This is a genomic window from Mesorhizobium sp. B2-3-13 (assembly GCF_006442195.1).
Taxonomy (GTDB): Bacteria; Pseudomonadota; Alphaproteobacteria; order Rhizobiales; family Rhizobiaceae; genus Mesorhizobium; species Mesorhizobium salmacidum.
Genome location: NZ_VFVQ01000029.1, coordinates 38428 through 58493 on the forward strand (window position 1 = coordinate 38428; position 20066 = coordinate 58493).

Annotated in this window: 18 protein-coding genes and 2 pseudogenes; 9 read left to right on the forward strand and 11 right to left on the reverse strand. The window is 59.9% G+C overall.

The features are described 5' to 3' along the window. Positions 1-1195: 1195 nt before the first annotated feature. Positions 1196-2731 (forward strand): FAD-dependent monooxygenase, encoded by a 1536-nt coding sequence (locus FJ941_RS26090; protein WP_140510161.1) that lies wholly within the window; start codon positions 1196-1198, stop codon positions 2729-2731. Between the two features lie 663 nt (positions 2732-3394). Here FJ941_RS26090 and FJ941_RS26095 read toward each other — a convergent pair. The 5 genes from FJ941_RS26095 to FJ941_RS26120 all read right to left on the reverse strand — a co-directional run bounded on the left by FJ941_RS26095 (position 3395) and on the right by FJ941_RS26120 (position 9801). After that, entirely contained in the window at positions 3395-4006 is a 612-nt protein-coding gene (locus FJ941_RS26095; protein WP_140510163.1) for a TetR/AcrR family transcriptional regulator, read from the reverse strand. A 664-nt stretch (positions 4007-4670) separates the two neighbouring features. Continuing rightward, entirely contained in the window at positions 4671-5975 is a 1305-nt protein-coding gene (locus FJ941_RS26105; protein WP_140510167.1) for a glucoamylase family protein, read from the reverse strand. Then, a complete protein-coding gene (locus FJ941_RS26110; protein WP_140510168.1) occupies positions 5972-7423 on the reverse strand; it encodes a glycosyl hydrolase in 1452 nt (483 codons plus the stop codon). Before FJ941_RS26110 ends, FJ941_RS26105 begins: the two co-directional genes overlap by 4 nt. Then, positions 7420-8985 (reverse strand): GMC family oxidoreductase, encoded by a 1566-nt coding sequence (locus FJ941_RS26115; protein WP_140510170.1) that lies wholly within the window; start codon positions 8983-8985, stop codon positions 7420-7422. Before FJ941_RS26115 ends, FJ941_RS26110 begins: the two co-directional genes overlap by 4 nt. Positions 8986-8991: 6 nt before the next feature. After that, a complete protein-coding gene (locus FJ941_RS26120; RefSeq protein ID WP_140510172.1) occupies positions 8992-9801 on the reverse strand; it encodes an SDR family oxidoreductase in 810 nt (269 codons plus the stop codon). A gap of 270 nt (positions 9802-10071) precedes the next feature. Between FJ941_RS26120 and FJ941_RS26125 the strand changes: the two genes are divergently transcribed. The 8 genes and pseudogenes from FJ941_RS26125 (at position 10072) to FJ941_RS26160 (ending at position 14845) form a co-directional block, all read left to right on the forward strand. After that, positions 10072-10542: a DoxX family membrane protein gene (locus tag FJ941_RS26125; protein ID WP_140510174.1), complete on the forward strand. Its 471-nt coding sequence runs from the start codon at positions 10072-10074 to the stop codon at positions 10540-10542. Continuing rightward, entirely contained in the window at positions 10539-10982 is a 444-nt protein-coding gene (locus FJ941_RS26130) for a cupin domain-containing protein (RefSeq protein ID WP_140510176.1), read from the forward strand. Before FJ941_RS26125 ends, FJ941_RS26130 begins: the two co-directional genes overlap by 4 nt. Positions 10983-10986: 4 nt before the next feature. Further along, the gene (locus tag FJ941_RS26135) at positions 10987-11889 is read left to right on the forward strand and encodes an SMP-30/gluconolactonase/LRE family protein (protein ID WP_140510177.1); all 903 of its coding nucleotides are present in this window, start codon (positions 10987-10989) and stop codon (positions 11887-11889) included. Then, positions 11886-12809, forward strand: coding sequence for a VOC family protein (locus FJ941_RS26140; protein WP_140510178.1), 924 nt, complete (start codon positions 11886-11888; stop codon positions 12807-12809). Before FJ941_RS26135 ends, FJ941_RS26140 begins: the two co-directional genes overlap by 4 nt. A gap of 412 nt (positions 12810-13221) precedes the next feature. Beyond that, positions 13222-13458: a hypothetical protein gene (locus tag FJ941_RS26145; RefSeq protein ID WP_140510180.1), complete on the forward strand. Its 237-nt coding sequence runs from the start codon at positions 13222-13224 to the stop codon at positions 13456-13458. 11 nt (positions 13459-13469) lie between these two features. Continuing rightward, entirely contained in the window at positions 13470-13670 is a 201-nt protein-coding gene (locus tag FJ941_RS26150) for a DUF982 domain-containing protein (protein WP_246674014.1), read from the forward strand. Positions 13671-13958: 288 nt separating this feature from the next. Then, positions 13959-14258 (forward strand): annotated as a pseudogene (locus FJ941_RS26155) (SOS response-associated peptidase family protein); the annotation flags it as partial. Positions 14259-14632: 374 nt separating this feature from the next. After that, entirely contained in the window at positions 14633-14845 is a 213-nt protein-coding gene (locus tag FJ941_RS26160) for a hypothetical protein (protein WP_140510183.1), read from the forward strand. A gap of 659 nt (positions 14846-15504) precedes the next feature. Here FJ941_RS26160 and FJ941_RS26165 read toward each other — a convergent pair. The 6 genes and pseudogenes from FJ941_RS26165 to FJ941_RS26195 all read right to left on the reverse strand — a co-directional run. Continuing rightward, entirely contained in the window at positions 15505-16290 is a 786-nt protein-coding gene (locus FJ941_RS26165; protein ID WP_140510185.1) for a hypothetical protein, read from the reverse strand. Then, a complete protein-coding gene (locus FJ941_RS26170; RefSeq protein WP_140510186.1) occupies positions 16277-16810 on the reverse strand; it encodes a sigma-70 family RNA polymerase sigma factor in 534 nt (177 codons plus the stop codon). Before FJ941_RS26170 ends, FJ941_RS26165 begins: the two co-directional genes overlap by 14 nt. Positions 16811-17734: 924 nt before the next feature. Then, positions 17735-18223, reverse strand: coding sequence for an invasion associated locus B family protein (locus FJ941_RS26180; RefSeq protein ID WP_140510190.1), 489 nt, complete (start codon positions 18221-18223; stop codon positions 17735-17737). 237 nt (positions 18224-18460) lie between these two features. Beyond that, positions 18461-19018 (reverse strand): SH3 domain-containing protein, encoded by a 558-nt coding sequence (locus FJ941_RS29710; RefSeq protein WP_140510191.1) that lies wholly within the window; start codon positions 19016-19018, stop codon positions 18461-18463. 258 nt (positions 19019-19276) lie between these two features. Then, complete coding sequence (locus FJ941_RS26190) at positions 19277-19684, reverse strand: hypothetical protein (RefSeq protein WP_140510193.1); 408 nt, start codon at positions 19682-19684, stop codon at positions 19277-19279. Between the two features lie 165 nt (positions 19685-19849). After that, a pseudogene (locus FJ941_RS26195) lies at positions 19850-20066 on the reverse strand (hypothetical protein); the annotation flags it as partial.

Below are 20066 nucleotides of genomic sequence, written 5' to 3' on the forward strand. Positions count from 1 at the left end.
TTCCGTTTTCGACGCGCATAGCGGAGAGCCGGACGCGGCTTCATCGGCGTGGGCAGCAAAGCGGCCCGGCATCTTTGGTGGGGACCAGGAACGTGCCGGGCCTAACCGGCGGGGGCGGGGGACGGGCCGCCGGCTGGCTGATAATATATGCCTCGTTGCTAACGGACGAAACGTTCGGATAAAAAAATTCAGCCATACCGCAGTCCCAGGCCAGGCGCCTACTGCGAACCTGCAATCCTTTTGCTCCAAATGCTCACGTCGGCTCGTTGGCCCAGCGGCGTCTTACGCTTCGGCCGCACATACTTCGCTCCAGCCGCACCGCATCAGGCGAGAGGTCACCGTGTCGTCATCGACGCGGCGGAACTAGACCTAGATCGGCTTTCCTCGGCAACTTCGATATTCGATCCACGATGGAATGTGTCTGGTTGCTTGATCGGATTAAGGCGTTCACCCGATCCTCAGTCACTCGCCTGCGCATCGTCGCGGTGATGGCGACCTCCTCGCCAACCTTGATGCTGCCCTTGGCCATACGATGATTCCGCGCAGCGGGTGGCTACGTCAAGCTGTTGCTAATAGACGGGCGGCCCGGTTGCCGGGGGTGTGCTTGGCTTGGGGGCCGGCAACCGGCCCATGCCGGAGTTCCTCCCGGCAGAACGGATCATGGCTCAATATTAGCCACCGTGCAAATACGAGCGGCGCCGGGATTGAAATAAACCCGCTATAGCGTGACTATGCGCATTCCCACACCGACCGAGAAGCCCAAGAGCAAAGTTCGTGCTGCCACCCTCCGGATCCGTTCCCGTCAGAAACGGCCCGGTAGGATTGCGCACCATGTCGGCCGGTCAGGGTGTCTCGGCGACGTCCCTAAAGCGGACTTCATCTGCCGCCGAGCGCAGCCCCACAGGAAGCCGATGGCGAGCTCAGACAACGCAGGACCAGAGCACCCAGCGGCAACAACATATATTGACATCCGAAGGCGGCGAGGGATGTCACGGCAGCGGGAGTTGTGATCAGACGCTTGCGAGCATTTGGATATACCATATGTATAGTGTAATAGTTTGACGCCTGTAAAAGCCGCATGGCCCCGCATCGTGCTGAAGGTCGTGATTTTGAAATGAGCGGGATCGCAAACGGCTCCTGCGCCCGTCACGGCGTGACCTGACGTGCGGAGGGTCATGAATCAGGAAAGGCCGCAATGCCCGCGTTATTGAGCCCACGATCGACGGTGCTGGTCGTAGGAGCGGGCCCTACGGGGCTCGCCTTGGCGCTCGGCCTTGCAACGGCAGGAGTTCCGGTCCGCTTGGTCGACAGCAAGGCCGCCCCTTCGACCACCTCACGAGCCATAGGTATTCAGGCCCGCACCTTAGAACTCCTCGACCTGTTCGGCTTGGCTGAAACCTTCGTCTCACTCGGTCTTCGCGCACGTGCCGGCAATATCTACGCACAGTCGCGCCAACTCGTTCATCTCGATCTTAGCTGTCTGGAAAGCCGCTATCCCTTCGTTCTCCTGCTCGAGCAGACGGAAACAGAGCGCCTCCTGACGGAGGCGATTGTTCGAAAGGGAGTGCAGATCGAACGAGACGTCGCGTTGCTGTCGTTCAAGCAGGACGACGAGGGCGTCGATGTGCAGCTCTCTCAGAGCGGGGCCGGACCAGTGGCCAGCCGCTACGCCTATATGGTGGGGTGCGATGGTGCGCATAGTGTTACGCGGCATGGTCTAGATCTCGGCTTTTCCGGGAAAACGCTGCGCCAGAAATTCATGCTGGCAGACCTCGACGTGCGATGGCAGCTGCCAAACGATCAATTCCATATCTTTACGTCGCCAGAAGGTTTGATGGCAATTTTTCCTATGCGCAGCGGGCATCGGCTGATCGCAGAAACGCCCAAAGAGCCCACTGCCTCTGCCACCGGCCCTACGCTGTCGCAGCTCCAGGAGATTGCGGCACAGCGCACGGCGGTCGAGGTGACCTTGTCCAATCTGCGATGGTCGTCTTTCTTCCAAGTGAACAGTCGCCTGGCGACGAGACTGCGACCAGGGCGCATATTCCTTGCCGGTGATGCGGCGCACATCCACAGCCCGGCCGGCGCGCAGGGCATGAACACAGGCATACAGGACGCCTTGAACCTTGCCTGGAAGCTGGCGTTCGTTCTGCGGGGCGACGCCGCGCCTGAATTGCTCGATACCTACCAGTCGGAGCGGTATCCTGTGGAGCAAGGCGTTCTGCGCAAAACGGAAATCCTCACCAAAATGGTGTCGCTTCGAGCGCCGCCGTTGCCGTATGCCCGCAATTTAATCGTACCGCCGCTCGCTCGCACCCGCTTGGTACAAAGCGTCGCACGCAAAACAATAAGTCAGATCGGCATCAATTATCGGCGCGGGCGCCTCCTGGAAGGATTGGCGGCCGGGGACCGGATGCCGGATGCCGAGGTCGAATTGGAAGGTGAGGGAACCAGGCCGCTCTATTCGCTGCTGGATGGAGCGCATTTCAAGCTCCTTCTGGTTTCGTACAGCGACGTGAGCAGCTTGGGTGCGAGCATCGCAGCGCTTGTTCCCAAGCAGATTGCCCAACTGATCTGCGCACGGTCTGTGCACTGCGACGAGCACCAGGACTTGGAGAAATCTTTCGTCCTGATTCGGCCTGACGCTTATGTCGCGAAGGTCGGGCCGATCTCCCGCGTCGCCGAAGCAATCGATTGGCTGGGTGCTCATCTCCAGGTGAAGAACCATTGATGTCGATGTGAGGCGTCGCGCCGCCGCGCGCTCAGCCTGCCGCGGTCGTGGCAGAGTGGCGCGCTCGACATCGGCCGCTAGCAGGACGATGAAAATCCGCAATTCAAGCGAGATCCGACCAGCCGCGAATTCAGGTATACACTATGTTAAATTGAGTCTAAAGATGCTCGGGCGGTGGATGGACGTCAGGCGCTGCCTAGTTCAGCGATAGTGTCTCGAGATGGCTCTGAGAAAACGCTCGGGCAGCGGGAAACGTTCGACGGCCCGTGCGTACGGCAGCAGTGCGCCGGCTATCAGCCACCGTGCGAGTTCGTACAGCACCAAGCGTCGCAATAGCTGTTCGGAAGTAACTCGCTCTGCCGTGCCCGAGTCCTGCCTACCATCGGGCTCACGCGCCTCCGAACATCGGCAGATCCCGAGCCTGTTTCCAGGGCGCCGCTATTTCTGATCTCGAACCCACTCCCCGCTATACACGCCGATCTCTTGATGCCGCGCCGCTCCGAGGACAGCGTCTTCAACAATCACGCACCGGCGGCCCCGCTGCATAGCGGCCCTAATAGGGCTGACATATTCGAGCAAGGCTGCCGCAGGCCCTTAGCCCGACCGAGCAATGTGCTGCGGCCCGGTACCTGCGGGTTGAGAACCGGGCCGGTTGGGCTCGGATCAAGCCGCGCCTAATAGCCGGTCGATGGCGTTGTTGCAGGCCCTCTTGATAATCGTCGCCACTGCCCTGCTCGACCTTCCCTTGATGAGATGCTCGTACATCGCGCAACTCGTTAGGCCGAACATCAGGTCGATCGCTTCGGCGCGCGCCGTTTTGGCGGTACCCCCGTCCAAGATGCGGTCTACCAAGGTGGACAAATTACCTCGGCGACGCTCGTTTCTCTCGAGCAACGCCTGCGCGAACTCGTCGTCAATGGCCATTGCGGCGTGGAGGGACGCCAAAGCGGGATCACTGCCCCAGAAAGCGCAAAAGATGTCGACGAGCTGCTCGACGCCCTTACGGCCATCCGGATTACCGGTGGCGACGCTCAGACGCGACAAACCACCCCGCTGTGCGATCTCGTCGAACGCGGCCTCGAGTAAGCCTCTCCGGGAACCGAAGTGATTGTAGACGGTGAGCCGCGTAACACCTGCCGCTTTCGCCACCGAGTCCAGCGAAAAACCGGCAATGCCTGCCTCCCTCAGCTGGCGCTGAGCCGCTTCGACCACGTGATCGCGCTTCTGCGCCGCCGCAGCTGCGCGCAACTCGCTCACATAGGGCCTTTTCGTCATTCAATTCCCAGGATGAAATTTTTCCTGCTGTAATAGCAAAATTTTCAAACGGAAAGACGTCCATGCATATTCTTCATGGCGGCCAATCGGTCCATGTTCTCGCCGCTTTCCGGGCCGGTTACTAGTTGCCGCCCAGTTTTATGCATGCTTCGTGCAGTCCGCGAATTTTCTGACATGCGTCGGGCTGCCCAAGGCGACTGTCGCCTTCCTCCTGATGACGCACGCTTTGCGGTCCTCTGAGTGATTCAATCGTGAATGTCCCCACGATGCGTCCCCGAGACTTCAGTCCACATCGGCGCCCGCCAGATGAAGAATTGCTTCTTGGGCCAGCGGACCGTCGGTCCAACGCTGGACTTTCGTTGCGCCGGGCTGCCGTCCGTTGCTTCGATCCGGACCCACCAAGAGCGACATGAGAAGCGTCGCTATAGCAGGCCGACCTTCGGCTATGACGGCGCGGATGAATGGTGCGAGACCTTCGAAGAGGCCTGTCTCGAGGCCTTTCGGCGCTTCGCAAGCAAACGGCTGCGCACCGGAAGCAATTTTCTGGGTCGCGCCTCCGCCCGAATTGGGGTGCTTGTGGACAAAGTCGGGCACTAGCTCATTGAGCAGCGGCTGAGTCACGGTCTCATTAACTCTCCGATGGTCGACCTGCTGGCAGACAGCCTTAGAGCCATCCGCCACGAAAGTCGGCTGCGCGCAGGCCCCGAACCACATGTTTGCAGCCGCGCATCAGCTGCCAAAGAAAAGCGGATCGGTGGTTCTCCACCATCAGCACGATGGGCCCTTGGTTCAGCCCAAGATGGTCTGGGGCCACCCAACCGGTCGGATCTCCGTTATCTGCCGCAAGCGTCGGGTTGAAACTCGCCTTGAAGCCGTAGGGATTGTTAAGGTGGAGCTTTATATCGTGAAAATTGCGCAGCGCGGGCAGGACGATTTCCGGAGCGAAAGGAAGTGATGCCGCGACTGCCCAAGGCGACAGAGTGCCATCGTCGGGTCCGAACGGCACGCCACGAGCACGATAGCCGTAGAACCGCCGCTCGATACCCCCGATCCGTCGCGTCTGCCATCCTGGCCCGTCGCTGGCAGTCACGCCCCAGCTGTTCTCGTGATAGCCGGCAAATTCCATCGCATTGCGGGACGCGTATTCGCGTTGAACATAAGTCGCCTTCCGGCTGTTCTCGAAGTAATCGCTGTTGTGATCGCGCATGAAGCTGTCGCGAATGCCGCGGAAGTCGAGCCAGACATGGGACAACTGATGGATGAAAAGCGGACCTGCATAGGCCAACTCGTGGCCGTAGATGTTCTTCCAGCGGTAAGTCGACAGCCACGCCTGGTAGCTTTCTGGCGGCAGGGAATGCGTCGGCGAGCCGATACCGAGTACATAGAGGATCAAGGCTTCGTCGTACCCTTCCCACCGGTAGCCGATGAAGCCCTTTTCCGGTGTCCAGCCATGCGTCACGGTGGCGCCGCCATTGCGAGCCCAATTCCAGTCGACGCGCTTGTAAAGCGCCTCAGACAGGGTGCGGATTTCATTTTCATCCTTGGAGTTCTCCCGGAAATACGCGCCTACCGTTAGGATGCCGGCGATCAGAAGCGCCGTGTCTATTGTGGACAGTTCGCAGCGCCAGACGCGCCGCCCCGTCTCCATGTCCAGGAAATGATAATAGAACCCCTTGTGTCCGGTGGCATCCGCTCCGGTTCCTTGCTTGCTCGTCCAGAAGAAGCGCAGTGTGGTCAGCGTCCTGGCGCACGCCTGCGCGCGTGTCATGAAGCCCCGCGCCACGCCGACCGCATATGCCGTGAGCGCAAGGCCGACCGCCGCGATGCTGGCGGGGGAGCCTGCTCTCGATCTGTCGGCAACCAGCCCGTTCGCCTCATTTGCTTCGTAGAGGAAATAGGCGAATGACTTGCGCTGGAGCGCCGCCAGCAGGTCGTCGCCGAGCGTCGTCTGGTCCGGGGCGGCCTTCATTCAACCAGCCTGGGTGGAAGACCAATCGTCACTGCGGCGACCGCTTGCGGCGGCATCGAAATCTCGAAGCGCGCCGTGTTGGCGTCGCTCTTGATCTCAACCGGCTCGGCGTGGAGCTCTGACAGTCTCTTGAGTTCATCGACGGTCGCCGCATCCAAATATTTCGGCTTGCCCAATTGTTCCCAGCGGCGCTTTGCGTTGGCGTGTTCGATGTCGATGCGCTGAACCGAGGCGACCATCGCGGACGGCGCAGATTCAAGCGCGAAGAGAACCTGCTCCGTTTCAATCGGGTGGCGCGGCAGTCCAAAGTTCGTCAGCACCACGGTGGAGCCACGGTCGCCGCGCACGTGCCAAGCATCGACGGTTTCATGGCTTCCCTCGACCGGCAGCAACTGCGTGCCCAGTTCGTGCAGCAGTTGGAATGCGCGATAGGCGGGCTTGGCGATCCCGTGAATGTTGAGCAGTCCGAACCCTCCCTGGAAGGGGACCGAAGGTAAGTAGTTCTCCTCGAAAACGTCTGAGAACGTCCAGTAACTATACCCCTGCACCAGCCCTCTCGCTTCCATAACCGTCTTGACGATGAATGCCGCGGCATAGGCATCATCGTGCATGGGATCGCGCGGGTTGGACGATGTGCACCATTCCGTATAGTAAAGGGGCAGGTCGCCCGCTTGCTTGCGTGCGATACGCGCTTCATCGCGCAAGGCGCTGCGCCTGCTCGCGGCGAGCTGTGCCTCGGTGTCGTCGCCCGGTTTGCCGAAGTCATCGGTCGGGTAGTGATGGGTGCTGACGAAATCGGCTGGAAGATTGCTGGTCCGGCAATAAGTCAGAAAATCCTCGATCCAGGCATTATCGGCCGTCGCAGGCCCGCCGACCTTGAGCATCTTGTCGACGCCTTTGATCGCTTGGACGGTGTAGCGATACAGCTCGAAGTAGTCGCTCTGCTTTCCGCTGCCGAACGCAGTGAGGTTCGGTTCATTCCAGACCTCGAAGAACCACTGCCGCACCTCGTCCAGGCCGTAGCGGTCCACCCAGTGGCTCACTAACTTTCGGATCAGCACCGCCCATTGCGCGTGATCCTTTGGTGGCGTGACATTGGCACGATAATGGAAAACGGTTTGATCGCCCGATGCCAGAGCGGATGGCATAAAGCTCAGTTCGACAAAGGGTCTCATGCCATTGGAAAGAAGAAAGTCGAAAATCTGGTCGGCGTTGAAAAACGAATAGAAGAAGGTGTCGCCTTCGGCGACGAGCGTCCCCATGCCGTCGCACAAAATACCGTGGAAGCGGACATGCCGCATGCCCAGCTCGTCATGCGTTTGCTTCAACTGAGTTCGCCAGTCGGCGCGCAGCGCAAGCGTAGCATGGCCGCTGCCTACGGTGTGCTCCCAGAAGTGCGGAAAATTGGTCGCTGGCCCGTTCAGGTCGCTCGAGAACATAGCGGTCATGGGAGCCGCTCCTTGATAAGGTCTGCGACGCGAAGGGCGTTGGCGATGATGGTCAGTGTGGGGTTCACTGCGGCGATCGACGGAAAGAAGCTCGCATCAGCAATGTAGAGATTGTCGAGCTCATGCGCCTTGCAGTCGACATCGAGGACCGACGCCGCAGGATCAGTGCCGAAGCGCGCGGTGCCGGCCTGGTGCGCGGTTCCCGCGATCGGGATGTCCTGGCTGAGATAGAGCTTGCGTTCCAACAGCAGCGGATGCGCCCCGGTCCTGCCCAAGATTTGCTTGAGCTTGTGCCGGAGCCGGCGATGGGCTTCCAGGTCGCCGTCGGCAACGTCCAGCACCACTCGCCCGCCATCGTAGTGAATGTGGTTCTCCGGGCGCGGAAGATCCTCGCTCGACAGCCAGAAATCCATCGAATGCCGCGCCATTTCGTCGAACGGCATCTTCGGCATCCACTCCAGCCACTGCGGCAGTACTTCGCCCCTGATTTGGGCACCATGCGATGTCGCGCACATCTGGATCAGGCCGAGCGGGTAGCCCCAGTCATCCTCTGACTCGAAGTAGAAATCGGAGACGGCGAGAGTCTTTTGGAAAATGGTTTCGTTCGGCTCAAGCATCAGAGCCATCAGCACGGACTGGTTGTGCCGCATGTAGTTGCGACCGACCTGGCCGGAGCCGTTGGCCAGGCCGTTGGGGTGCTTGTCGTTCGCGGAGCGCAGCAGAAGCAGCGCCGAAGATAGCGCGCCGCAAGCGACCACCACAATGTCGGCCGTATAATGCTCTAGCTCGCCGTAGCGAGCCACCGCCACGTCATTGATCTTCCTGCCAGTCGCGTCCGTTCCGAGCCTGGAGACGTAGGCATTGGTGAGCAGCATCAGATTGGGGTGCCACTTGAGCGCCGGATCGACGCATGCGACCTGCGCGTCCGCTTTGCCGTTCAAGAGACAGGGAAATCCGTCAAACGCATCGCAGCGAATGCACGTGCTGGTCGGCGTGACCTTGCCATCCTCCTCATCGAGAAGGATGCCAAACGGCAAATGAAACGGTCGCAATCCGCCGGCGGCTAAAGCGTCGTGCAGCGCTTGGATGCGCGGCTCGTGTGAAACGGGCCGATAGGGAAACGGGCCGCTCGACGGCGGTTCGGTCGGGTCTTCACCGCGTTGGCCGTGAACGTGAAAGAGCCGTTCGGCTTCGGCGTAATAGGGTTCGAACGCCTCATATCCCAGTGGCCAGGCGGGAGATATGCCGTCCTTGTGGCGGAGCTCGCCGAAATCGCGTTCGCGCATTCGAAAGAGCGCTGCGCCATAAACCTTCGAATTGCCGCCAACATAGTAGTGCAGGCCGGGGCGAAAACTCCTGCCGTCCTTGTCATACCAGATGTCGTCCGCTTGATAGGCGGCATCCACGAAAACCGTCCGCGCATCCCAGTTGGCCCGCGAGCGCGGCAGATAGCCGCCGCGCTCGATGAGCAAGATGCGCTTCCCGGTCGGCGCCAGACGATGCGCGACCGATGCCCCGCCGGGACCGCTACCGATGACGATGACGTCAAAATGTTCTGTCATCGCCGTTTAACCGTTGGTCGAAAAGCCCGGAAAGAGGGTCATGCCGCCATCGACGAAGAGCGTGGTGCCGACGACGTAGTCGGACTCGTCGGATGACAGCCAGACCGCCGCCCGTGCGATGTCTTCCGGCAGCCCGATCCGCCCGTAGGGGATCAGCGTCAGCAGGCTCTTCAGGGCTTCGGGCGTGTCCCATGCAGACGTGTTGATGGGTGTCCGTATCGCGCCCGGCGCAATGGCGTTGACGCGTACGCGTTTGGGTGCAAGCTCCTGGGCCATACTTTCCATCAGCAGTTTGATGCCGCCTTTCGAGCTGGCGTAATTGGCATGGCCGGCCCACGGTATCTCCTGATGCACAGAACTCATGCAGATGATCTTGCCGGCCGCGCGCGAAACGGACGAAACGACCCCGCGGCGCAGGAATTCGCGCGTCGCCGCCCGGGCGCAGAGAAATTGTCCGGTCAGATTGACACCGAGGACCTTGTTCCACTTTTCCAGCGTCATCTCGGCAAAGGCGCAATCGCGTTGCAGGCCCGCATTGGCGACGAGAATGTCGATGGTGCCGAATTCGCGCTTGGCGCGCTCGAACATTTCCTCGACCTGGTTCTCCGCCGACACATCAGCCTTGTGCGCGATAGCCTTGCTGCCGCTCCGACGAATTCGATCCGCGACGGCGTTCGCGGCATCGTCGCCTTCGACATAGTTCACCACCACATCGGCGCCCGCATTTCCGAGGGCGATGGCGACGCTCTCGCCGATACCGGAGTTGGCCCCCGTTACGATGGCTTTTTGCCTGGCTAATGGCTTGAATTCGGGCATGGCGGACTTTCGGACCGGACGGCAATCGCAGACCCTGAAAACTGCGCGGACGCTAATGAACGCCTCGAAAGTGCAAAAGGTCCGCTCGTTTCCGTGACATCGGGGTACTCGTTCAGGAACAATTTTGTGATGCGCGGTTCCGAACCAATTGGGTGCTTGAACGTATATTCATCGTGGTGCGGCCCGTTGCCCTAGGGATCGGGTTCTCTGTCCGACGTGACGGTGCGGGCGTCCGCAGTTGGTCGGCCGGTGACCGAAAAAGGTTGTTCGATGCTCGTCCTGATCGCTCTCGCGGTGCGCTGTTTATTAGTAGCTCTGTTTCTACCATTCAGCGCGTTGGACAAAGCTCTGAACTTCAGGCTGGCGATAGATCAGGCGTCGCAGGCGGTTCCAAACCGCCTGCTGGCGGCGGCTTTAGTCGCTGTCGGATTTTGCCTCGAAGTCTGCATGTCGCTCGCGATCTTGGGGGGGGTCGCCGATCGGCTTGCAGCCTTGATACTGGCTGGCTACTGCCTTATCACGGCGCTGTTGTGGAAACAGTTCTGGCGCGAGCCCGGCTTTCGGCTGAAGGGCAACAACAGCGGCAGGGACGTATTCTGGGAATTTCTCAAGAACTTCGCACTTGCCGGCGGCTTTCTTCTCCTCGCCTTCGGTTCCAACACCACTGACGTCGAGCATTTCCTGCGCCATCCGCTTGCTTCGTCACATCCCTATCGGATGACCCATGGAGACGTGGGATGACAGCAAGCCCAACAGTTTCTTATTGGCATCTTTGGACGGACAGCGACGGGGTCAGCCGGCAGACACGTTGCGCGCTCACTGAATTCGCCCTGGCGTCGATAAAGCCGCCTGCCGATCCGCAATGGCAGGGCAGACGGCTGACCGGGCAGATGACGACGCTTGTCACAGTGCTGCCTGTCGGCTGGATCGGCACGTGGCACGAGAACCCCAAGCCGCAATGGATCGTTCCGCTCTCGGGCCGCTGGTTCGTCGAGTCGATGGACGGCGAGCGCGTCGAAATGGGACCAGGCGAATTGTCTTTCGGCGGTGATCAGAACTGCCGGCAGATCGAAGACAAGCGCGGACATCGGTCCGGTACGGTCGGCGATACGCCCGCCGTGTTGATGGTCCTTCAATTGGAAGATGCGCCGGCACCATTCCTGCGTTGCCAATTCAGATAGTGTGATGAAGAGCTTCGACATCATCGATCGGCGATTTGCCCATTATATCCTCGAAAATGCGCCGCTCGAGGAACTCGCCGGCGGCTTTCGCTGGGTGGAGGGGCTGGTGTGGATGGGCGACGCAAACTGCCTGCTGTTCCAGGATCTGCCGCGCGACCGTACCATGCGCTGGATCGAAGACGCCGGCGTATCCGTTTATCGCGCTCCGTCGGGCTACGCCAACGGGCAGGCGCGCGACACACAGGGCCGCCTGATCTCCTGCTCGCACCGCAAGCGGTGCCTGCTTCGGACCGAATGGGACGGCACGGTCACGCGGCTGGTCGATCGGCACGACGGTAAGCGCCTCAACGCGCCGAACGACGTGGTCGTCAAGTCGGATGGCTCGATCTGGTTCACCGACCCGCTTTACGGCATTCAGACCGACTATGAAGGCGGCCGCCAGCCTTCCGAGCAGCCGCCGGCGCTGTATCGGTTCGACCCGCAAACCAAGCGGATCGCCGTCATGTCCGCCGATTTCGACGGTCCGAACGGCCTCGCATTTTCCCCTGACGAAAGTCGTCTCTACGTTACCGAAACCGGCGATCAGACCACCGACGATCCTAAACAATACATCATGGCCTTCAACGTCGCGCCGGACGGCGAGCTCGGTAGCGGCGAAATCTTCCATAAGATCGAACCCGGCTATGCGGACGGCCTGTGCGTCGACGGAGACGGCAACCTTTGGTCCAGCGCGGCGGACGGTGTTCACTGCATCGCGCCGGACGGCAAACTGCTCGGAAAGATCCTCGTCCCTTACCGCGTTTCCAATCTGACGTTCGGTGGCCCGTTCCGGAACAGGCTCTTTATCGCCGGCTCTCACACGCTTTATGCCATCTTCCTCAATCGCCGCGGGGTGTCGTGGCCATGACCGCCGAGGTGCCGTCCGTCGAGAGGATCGCCTGTTTCAGCCTTACGACGGCCGATGCCGAAGGCGCCGCCCGGTTCTACGAAAAAGCCTTCGGCTGTCGCCGGATAGCAAAGGATCGCCTCGGCGGCCCTCACTTCGAGCGGCTGATGGGCGTTAGCGGTGCCGCGGATCGCATCACACTTGGCCTTGGACATCAGACCGTCGAATTGCTGCAGTTCGAGCTACCGGGCGAACCGTATCCGTTCGCATCGTCTGCCTCAGACCTTGTCTTCCAGCATTTTGCGATCGTCGTCACCGACATCCGCCAAGCCTTTCAACGCCTTTCAACAGTGGCGGGGTGGACGCCCATCTCCAGGGGCGGGCCACAGCGTCTGCCCGCGTCGTCCGGTGGTGTTACTGCGTACAAATTCCGAGATCCGGACGGCCATCCGCTCGAATTGCTCAAATTCCCCGGAGCCGCCGACTCGCGTTGGTCTACAATCTCGCCTGACGAATGTTGTCTGGGAATCGATCATTCGGCGATAACGGTCTCCGACACCCACGTCAGCGTTGCTTACTACGAGAACCTCGGCCTTAGCGTGTCCGCGTGCACCTTCAACCACGGGCCGGCGCAGGAAAGCCTCGATGATGTACAAGGTGCCGAGGTCGACGTCATCGCGCTCACACCGGTTAGCCCCGCCCCGCATCTGGAGTTGCTATGCTATCGCAAGCCCCACCAGGGCCCGCTTGCCGATCCTGCATTTCGCCGAAAAGCCAATGATATTGCCAGCACACGTCTTGTATACGAAATTGGCAGGCCTTGGAGCGCTGCGGATAACGATGTAAGAATGCGTGCCATGCGCGACCCGGATGACCATGCTTACGTCATAGAGCCGTCACGCCCGGACGTTTCGGTGGCCTCAAGTAGCGGCAGGCGGTAAGCTGGCGAAGGATCGAGTCTCCACGCAAGAATATGGTATCAGCGTGAATAGAGAGGAGGTCGCGTGGTCTCCAAAGTTCAACTCAAAGGGCCGATCGTCGTTGCGCAGACCTGCCGTGACAACGCTGCCAATTGGTACGGACTGTGAGGGACATGGATCGAGAAGAATGACAGCGCTGCCATCCAAAGGTGTAGGTTGCCGATCTATTTTAGATAGAGCTTAATGAAGGTTCGAACCGGGTGGACTGGTCCCCTCCAAGTCCCCCGCGAAGATGGAGGTCGATTGGGCTCTTGGCCTAGTCGGCCTTCTTCGCTGGTCAGTCGCGGCGGGGTCCTTGCCACAATTTTGATTAATTTCGGAACGATTCGCCGGCTCAGGTGTTGGGCCGCGGATATTGTGGGACAAATCCGACATGAACTATCGTGAGAATGCCAACGGGCCGACGACTCTAACTGCGTCTGTCAGGCGTCAGATTAGCTCAAAGGCATTGAAGCACTACACGGCGACCTTGCCCATCTTCCGCGTTGACGAAACGATCCCGGATAGACTCAAAGAACTCCTTGAACGGCTGGACCATGCAGAAGAAACCAGCCTCTACGAGGAACCTCCCCGATGGCACTCAGATGGTTTAGCCCTGCAGTCCCTGTGACAACGGGTGAGATGGGCTCCACGTATCACTGCTCCAACGTTGAGGGCGCCGCTGCCGAATTACTGAAATGGAACAAACGCGGCCCCCACTGGGAGAAAGCAGTCCGCGCCTGCATGGCCTGTCTTGCCGATCAAGCGACCCCGCAAGAGGCCCGGCGGCTGTTCCGTCTCGCAGCCAAGGAGGCGGGTGTGCTGTGGGAGAATGTCCACTGAGACGGCTAGGGAAATTGCGGCAGGCCGTGGTAGCAATGCCGCAAGTTCTTTATCTTACCAGCACATTTCGCAATGCGGATTGAGAGTGCTGTGATCTCGCCAACGGCGATTAGTGGTGGGTGGACCAGCGCCGAGTTGGGTCTGCCCATGGGCCGAGCTCTGGCAGCCACGATTGGCGAGAAGTTGGTGCCACCAGAGCCCGACCAACGAGCGAGTTTTAGCGACGCTAGTCTCACGCGTGCTATCAACCTTTTGGCCAACATATCGGTTCGCTCCCAGCCGATGGCTTTTTACGAATTCACCGAACCGACAGAGAAGGGGAAGAAGCGCAAGGACAAGTGGCTCTTCACCAAGCGTGACGAGCCGATCTTCTGCATCGGCGGGATCTGGCGCGAAACCGACGATGTCGGGGCGGCGTTTACCATGCTCACGATGGAACCCGGTCCGGACATCGCCCCATATCACGATCGGCAGATCGTGATCCTGGAGCGCAAGGATTGGGCGAGCTGGCTTGATCCCTTGGTATCCGCCAAATCCTTGATCAAGCCGCTTCAGGCGGGGACGCTGGTCGTTGAGCAGGTCGGGTGATGTGAGGCGGTGCGCTGCTGAATGCTGCCGCGATTTGGGTGTAGGCATTTTAGGCGCACCACGCCTGTCGGCGCCGCGGCTATTCGGCGGTGGATCTGGACTGCGCCGGCGGGAAGGGAAATAATCCGGTGGTCCCGGCGAATGCGCCCATCTCCGGCCCCGATACGAACAGGCTGGACGCCAATCACGACGGCATCGCCTGCAACAGTCCAAAGTAAATGGGCTCGCGACCACACAAAGCCCAGAATGGTCGTCCCGCAGGGAAGCGGTACCACGATGTTGCAGACAACGAGTACAACCGCCGACAATAATGTGGCCATAGGCGGCCGCCGGCCCGCGCACCTTGGTGGGCGGGGGTTCTAGCGCTGCTGACAATGCTCGGTATTGGCCTGGCGATCCAGATCGGTCCCGAGTTCACGAGCTGCAACATTAAGGGCAACATCAGCTACAATGGCGGCGGGCGCATCTATCATGTCCCCGGCCAGGAATATTACTCGGAGACGCGGATCAGCCTTTTAAAAGGCGAGCGCTGGTTCTGCAGCGAGGCCGAAGTACTGTCGGCCGGGTGGCGCAAGGCAAGGCGATGACCGACACCAGTCAATGGCCGGCCGCTCCGGTCTACAGTCCTGGCGATTACGCACTTATCCTCGAGCTTTCGGAAATTGGTGATCTGCGGCCGACCTGGGAGGACTGGCGGGAAGTTTCAAAGCGTCTGAAGCTGAGCAACGCCGCCAGGCGTTCCCGCTATCAGAGTGCGCGTCGATGCCGACAAATTCAAAGCCTGGCTCCAGAAAACGGGCTCTCGTCGTCCGAACAAAACCGACAGCAATTCGCTCAACAACGGCTAGATACAAAACGAGCCCGGAAAGCAGCGTGGGCGGAGGGCCCGGCCCTTCCGAGATGAACGATCGTGAGTATGCCAACGGGCTGACGACTCTAGCTGCGTCTGTCAGGCGTCAGATTACATCAAAGGCATTGAAGCACTACACGGCGACCTCACGCGTTCGCACTTCCTCGATCGATATGGCTTAGAGCAGCAACGCCGCGGCAACCGTATTCGTTGGCGCGCCCCGACCGATGCGCTGAATCTGCAAGGCCTCTTGTCGGCGCAAGCTCATGTCGCCGAAAACTAAGCCGATTTTGCTCGCAAATTCGAATTTCCCAGTCACCTACTGTCGAGCGTCCAAAGCCGTCAACGCCGTGCTCCTGAGACATCCGTTCGTCGCTGCTACGGCCGGCCAGCAGCTTAACCTCTGACGTTGGGGGCGACATTTCTGCGGCTAGCCACTTCCATGTCCTTTGCTTCCTTCTCCAGGCGATCTGGCGTGGCAGAACCCATCAGCGCATATGCCGTGCCACCCGACTGCCAGTACACGGTGGGCACTCGACCGTCAGTGGCCGGAGTTGGGGGGACGGCGTCTTCGCCGTTCATGGGAACTGCCACCAGCGTAATACGGCCAACGCTTGGGGTGTCCGCCGTCACCACCAGGCTCTGCTTCCCATTCCAGGGTTGAACCTGAACGTCCTTCACCCGCCAGACTGTCGGAAGAGCGGGCATGCTTATGTTTACCGCCCCGATCAGCCGTTCGATCTTATCCTGCTTCGGCTCGCTGCCCTTCTCAGGGCCGGCATTGAGCTGGGCGACCCGTAAGGCGTCCCGCGCGGCGAGAATGAACGTCTCATCCGCCTTTTGACCGCCTTGGCGAAGCGGCTCGGTCAACGAATTGGCTGACCAGCCTAAGAACACCAGCGCCGCCGCAGCCAGCTGCAACTTGAACACGGCAAATACTTTCCTTCGTCGGAACGCGTTCTCCAAGTCCCGGGCCCCGTCCAGGCTTGCTCGAGGTGGAAACAGCCGCTGGGGCTGTAGATTGCGCAACGCTTCCATGCGCTGTGCTTGCGCGAATACCTCCGCCGCTGCTTCCGGCTCGCGGGCAAGCCGCGCCTGGAGTTCAGACCTCCGGGACGGCAACAGCTCGCCGTCAAGAAACCGGTTTATCTCCTCTTCGGAAATTCGGTCACTTGGCCACATCACGGCCTCCCACTATTTTCAATTGAGCTCGTGCGGCATCGTTCGTCTTTTCCATATCGTGTTTCAGGGCAGTCCGGGCGCGGCTCAGACGAGACATCACTGTTCCCACGGGAATCCCAAGCACCGCGGCAGCATCCGAATAGGTGAAGCCTAGGACGGCGACCAAATGAAGCACTTCGGCTTGGTCAGGCGGTAGTCCCTCTAGCGCCCGTTGAACGTTGGAAAGCTCCGCGCAGTGTTCTTGCGATGGCATCAGCAACGGGTCGCATTGTTGGGCATAAGCAGCCAAGCGACGGCGCTCAGCATCAACTCGGACAGCGCTGGTGAAAAATGTGTTCCGCACGATCGTGATCAACCACGGCATCAGCGGGCGCGAGGCGTCGTAGGTGCGCGACAACCCGAGTGCCCGAACAAGCGCCTCCTGCACCAGATCATCCGCGTCGGTGTCATTTTTTGTGAGCACCCTGCTATAGCGCCACAGGTCCTCCAAGTGTGGAGTGATGTCGAAGTTCACCTTCATGGCCCATATACTGACCGGGAGCCGAAACTATTCCAACCCCACTGACTTCAATTTGCTTGACCGCTGGTCCGATCCTGTCGATGGGATCAAATCGTCGCCTGGGACTGAATCCATCAACCGTGTTTCCAGCCACTCGCTCAGAGCTCTCTCAATGAGATCATCGCGACTGACATTCATCCGGCTCGCCAGAGTTGCCAGCCCGTCTGCAGTTTTTGGCGTCAGTGGCACACTTAGCGCGTTTCGCCACATGAAGGCTGCGCGCAGGTCCGAGCGCTGCAAATCCGCTCCTTCGTGGCCGGCCGTGTCATTCCTGGCGCCAGACAATGGATGATCCTTTCGGCGAGGGAGGCCCAGCAGTTAAGGGACAACCAAGGAGGGGCCTGCTGGGCCTGACAGGCGAGGGGCGACTAGCTTGCCTGTCCTGGACTATACCGGACAGCACCGGAAACTATTCCAAGGCCGCCGGATTTTTTGCCCGCCCAAAGGCCGCGACGGATCACAGCTGTATCTCCTTCTCGGGGACGGGAGGCCGGCGCGGGTGCTAAAGAGATTAGCGCCCCGAGAGCTTCAAGGGGTCGCGCTTGGCATTGGGTGTGAATGGGTGGCGCCAAGCTGAAGATCAGACCAGCTCAGGCCGCTCTATCCGAGGCTGCCGGCAAACCGAGGCTGATGTCTGCAAGCCGCAAGCGAGAATGACCGGAACTAACAATCGGATCGGACGGACCGGCGCGAAAACCTCTTGGTGCCAGCAAAAGCAGGACAACTGCGACCGCGATCAATGCGATTACGATAGCAGTCCTCAAAATCTCTCTCATGGGTTCCCATTCAAGATGGTGAGAGTGAGCCTGATGACTGAGCAGTCGCTCCTATTCGATGTCGAGCCAGCAAGGCCTCTGGCAGTACCAAGCAGGGCCATTGGAATTTCTATTTGCAAGCGCTACTCGCCTGCAATGCGGCGCTCAATCCCATCAGGGAATATACGTACTGGGTTTGGGTGCCCCTCCAGGACGTGGCGAACAGCTTCATGTTGCTTCCGGCTCGCATCGCACTGATCATTGACCGATCCTCACCGGCGTTCTGAAGCCAGGCCTTGTTATCTTGCGTGAACATTGAGAAGCGCTGGTCTGCGATCACCACATTGATATTCGACCCTGGCTTGAGCCGATACCCCATGATTGCCTCGGGCTGTTCCTCGACCGGTGTGCGCGAGACCGTTACAAAATTTTCGCCATGATCGACACCGGCCGGCAGTTTGGAAACGGGGACACTCAAGACATAGCACCTTGTCGTGTCGGCACGATAAGAATAGACGCCCCAAGCGCCGTGCCGCGAGAGGAGTCTTGGGGCAGCCTGCACCCAAGTGGTAGAAACCAGCAAACATGCGATGCCCGCTCCAACTGATTTGATGCCCATTATTTCCTTCCAGCTTAGCAGCGCCATAGTGTCCCCGAGGCCTTCGCCCGGAAAAAATCTCGCTCTCGGCTCTTCGAGAGTTCGTGACTGCCGTCACCACGATTCACGAAATGGTGAGTGGAAGGATCGGGCCCGCAACAGGCAGCACGTTGTTCACAAGAGGGGTCGCTCAACAATCCGTCCTCTGGAATGCTTGCCTGTGATCGTCCGCAAGCCACTCGACCCGTGCGGGTCGCTTCAAAGCACCTCGCCGGGATAGACGCCCCACATACTGGTCTGCCTGATGAAGCCGGATTTGGGGCCCAGTCCAACAGCACACCATTGTCCGTCGCATCGGGTCAGTTCTACCCGCACGCAAGGCTGCAGCCAGGCCACAACCGAACTGCCAGTGGACGGTTTGTCCCGCAGCGCAACGTTGTCCTTGGCCCAGGGCGCGACAACGGCCGCCCTGCGGCCTGACAGGAGCGCTCCATGAATCCATCCGCTAGTTCCATCCCAATCTCTGACCCGTCGCCAATTGTCATACTGTTGGTAGATTTCCAGCGGCATTCCCGGGCGCATAAGGACCCATTCAACTTGATACCCCATGCCAGGCCCGACACGAAGGTTGGCTGATGAGGCTCTAAGCGTGGCAAAGCGAGGCAGAACGAGAAGATTAGCCTTGGAGCGGAGTCCAGTCGCCGTCGCGGATCCTGCGAGCGATGCAGCTATCAGGATGAACCGAGCAAGAGAGATAGACCAGTGATGCCCGGCCTTGCTGAGGACGTTCGGGCCGAGATTCGCCGTCGACTTCATGCAATCTGCCACGGAATGTGGAACGGCAATCTCGCATAGCAACAAACGAGAGCGTTGATTGCCGGACGCCGTCCTATGCTCTTGTAGAAGCCCGCCGCGCTTTGAGGCGAGCTGATTTCAATGCCGAGAGAAGATGCACGATTCGTCGTCCAGGTAGCGTCTGGCTCGGGCCACCGCACTTCAAGTCACCACGGGCCTCAGATCAGGTTTTACGGGTGACATGCGCCCGTTGAGGTTCTCGCCAGCAGACGTATGGCATCAACCCTTGGTCTGATCCTCAGACACGGTGCTCGTCGGAATCGCGTCCAGCGCGACCAGTTTTTCCGCGCACAGATCAGCGGCGCCCGGTGCATCCTTTTTTATTCCGGCGAATTTGACCCAGCCACCGTCGGTAATGAAACCGTCCCTCTGGTAGGAAGACGTTTCCTTCAGCTTGGCCAGATTTTGGCTCGCGTCGGATGCCGTGATAAACTTTTGGACACACAGATTGGCGGCCAGTTCTGCCCTGGCTTTTATGGCTGAGGTCTTGGCCATTTCCGCTGCCGTCCCTGCCAAGGTCCAGCCGCCGGCAGTGAATCCGACGATCATGGTGAGGACCACCGCGCCTACCACTGACCAGAACCAGAGCGTCTTGGAAGGCCGATATTCTTCGAATTGTTGCGACATTTTCTGGTTCTCCGTCTCGTTTGTTCTCTGTGGACTGGGATCGCAGCCAACCCGCCCAGTCCTCAAAAGCTTACTGCTGGCTGTCCAGCAGGTGGAGGGGTGGGGCATCTCACCGGCAGAGCTTCCGATTTGTCTGATGCACAATATACTTAGCATGGGCGGAATCTATTCCACGCCGGTCGCAAGTTTCTGAAGGCAAGATGCTGGCGGCCCGTCTTCTCCCTGATCGTTGAGACCGCGAAGACCGGCGTCGCGGCAGGCGTCGAAGTCCTTACCCATCTCGCGCGGGATGAAGAGGTCGTAGTTGACGTCCAGGCCGCTGAGGCGGCCGGCGAGACGATGCAGGTCCGGCGAACGCGAGCGCTTTATGTTGTCGCCGATC

What these genes read in the sequence shown, in the direction of transcription:
- FJ941_RS26130 (WP_140510176.1), top strand. Translation starts at nt 10,539, where the DNA reads ATGACAGCAAGCCCAACAGTTTCTTATTGGCATCTTTGGACGGACAGC.
- FJ941_RS26190 (WP_140510193.1), bottom strand. Translation starts at nt 19,684, where the DNA reads ATGTCGCAACAATTCGAAGAATATCGGCCTTCCAAGACGCTCTGGTTC.
- FJ941_RS26095 (WP_140510163.1), bottom strand. Translation starts at nt 4,006, where the DNA reads ATGACGAAAAGGCCCTATGTGAGCGAGTTGCGCGCAGCTGCGGCGGCG.
- FJ941_RS26120 (WP_140510172.1), bottom strand. Translation starts at nt 9,801, where the DNA reads ATGCCCGAATTCAAGCCATTAGCCAGGCAAAAAGCCATCGTAACGGGG.
- FJ941_RS26090 (WP_140510161.1), top strand. Translation starts at nt 1,196, where the DNA reads ATGCCCGCGTTATTGAGCCCACGATCGACGGTGCTGGTCGTAGGAGCG.
- FJ941_RS26160 (WP_140510183.1), top strand. Translation starts at nt 14,633, where the DNA reads ATGCTCGGTATTGGCCTGGCGATCCAGATCGGTCCCGAGTTCACGAGC.
- FJ941_RS26145 (WP_140510180.1), top strand. Translation starts at nt 13,222, where the DNA reads ATGAACTATCGTGAGAATGCCAACGGGCCGACGACTCTAACTGCGTCT.
- FJ941_RS26165 (WP_140510185.1), bottom strand. Translation starts at nt 16,290, where the DNA reads ATGTGGCCAAGTGACCGAATTTCCGAAGAGGAGATAAACCGGTTTCTT.
- FJ941_RS26105 (WP_140510167.1), bottom strand. Translation starts at nt 5,975, where the DNA reads ATGAAGGCCGCCCCGGACCAGACGACGCTCGGCGACGACCTGCTGGCG.
- FJ941_RS26125 (WP_140510174.1), top strand. Translation starts at nt 10,072, where the DNA reads ATGCTCGTCCTGATCGCTCTCGCGGTGCGCTGTTTATTAGTAGCTCTG.
- FJ941_RS26170 (WP_140510186.1), bottom strand. Translation starts at nt 16,810, where the DNA reads ATGAAGGTGAACTTCGACATCACTCCACACTTGGAGGACCTGTGGCGC.
- FJ941_RS26115 (WP_140510170.1), bottom strand. Translation starts at nt 8,985, where the DNA reads ATGACAGAACATTTTGACGTCATCGTCATCGGTAGCGGTCCCGGCGGG.
- FJ941_RS29710 (WP_140510191.1), bottom strand. Translation starts at nt 19,018, where the DNA reads ATGAAGTCGACGGCGAATCTCGGCCCGAACGTCCTCAGCAAGGCCGGG.
- FJ941_RS26180 (WP_140510190.1), bottom strand. Translation starts at nt 18,223, where the DNA reads ATGGGCATCAAATCAGTTGGAGCGGGCATCGCATGTTTGCTGGTTTCT.
- FJ941_RS26135 (WP_140510177.1), top strand. Translation starts at nt 10,987, where the DNA reads ATGAAGAGCTTCGACATCATCGATCGGCGATTTGCCCATTATATCCTC.
- FJ941_RS26140 (WP_140510178.1), top strand. Translation starts at nt 11,886, where the DNA reads ATGACCGCCGAGGTGCCGTCCGTCGAGAGGATCGCCTGTTTCAGCCTT.
- FJ941_RS26110 (WP_140510168.1), bottom strand. Translation starts at nt 7,423, where the DNA reads ATGACCGCTATGTTCTCGAGCGACCTGAACGGGCCAGCGACCAATTTT.
- FJ941_RS26150 (WP_246674014.1), top strand. Translation starts at nt 13,470, where the DNA reads ATGGGCTCCACGTATCACTGCTCCAACGTTGAGGGCGCCGCTGCCGAA.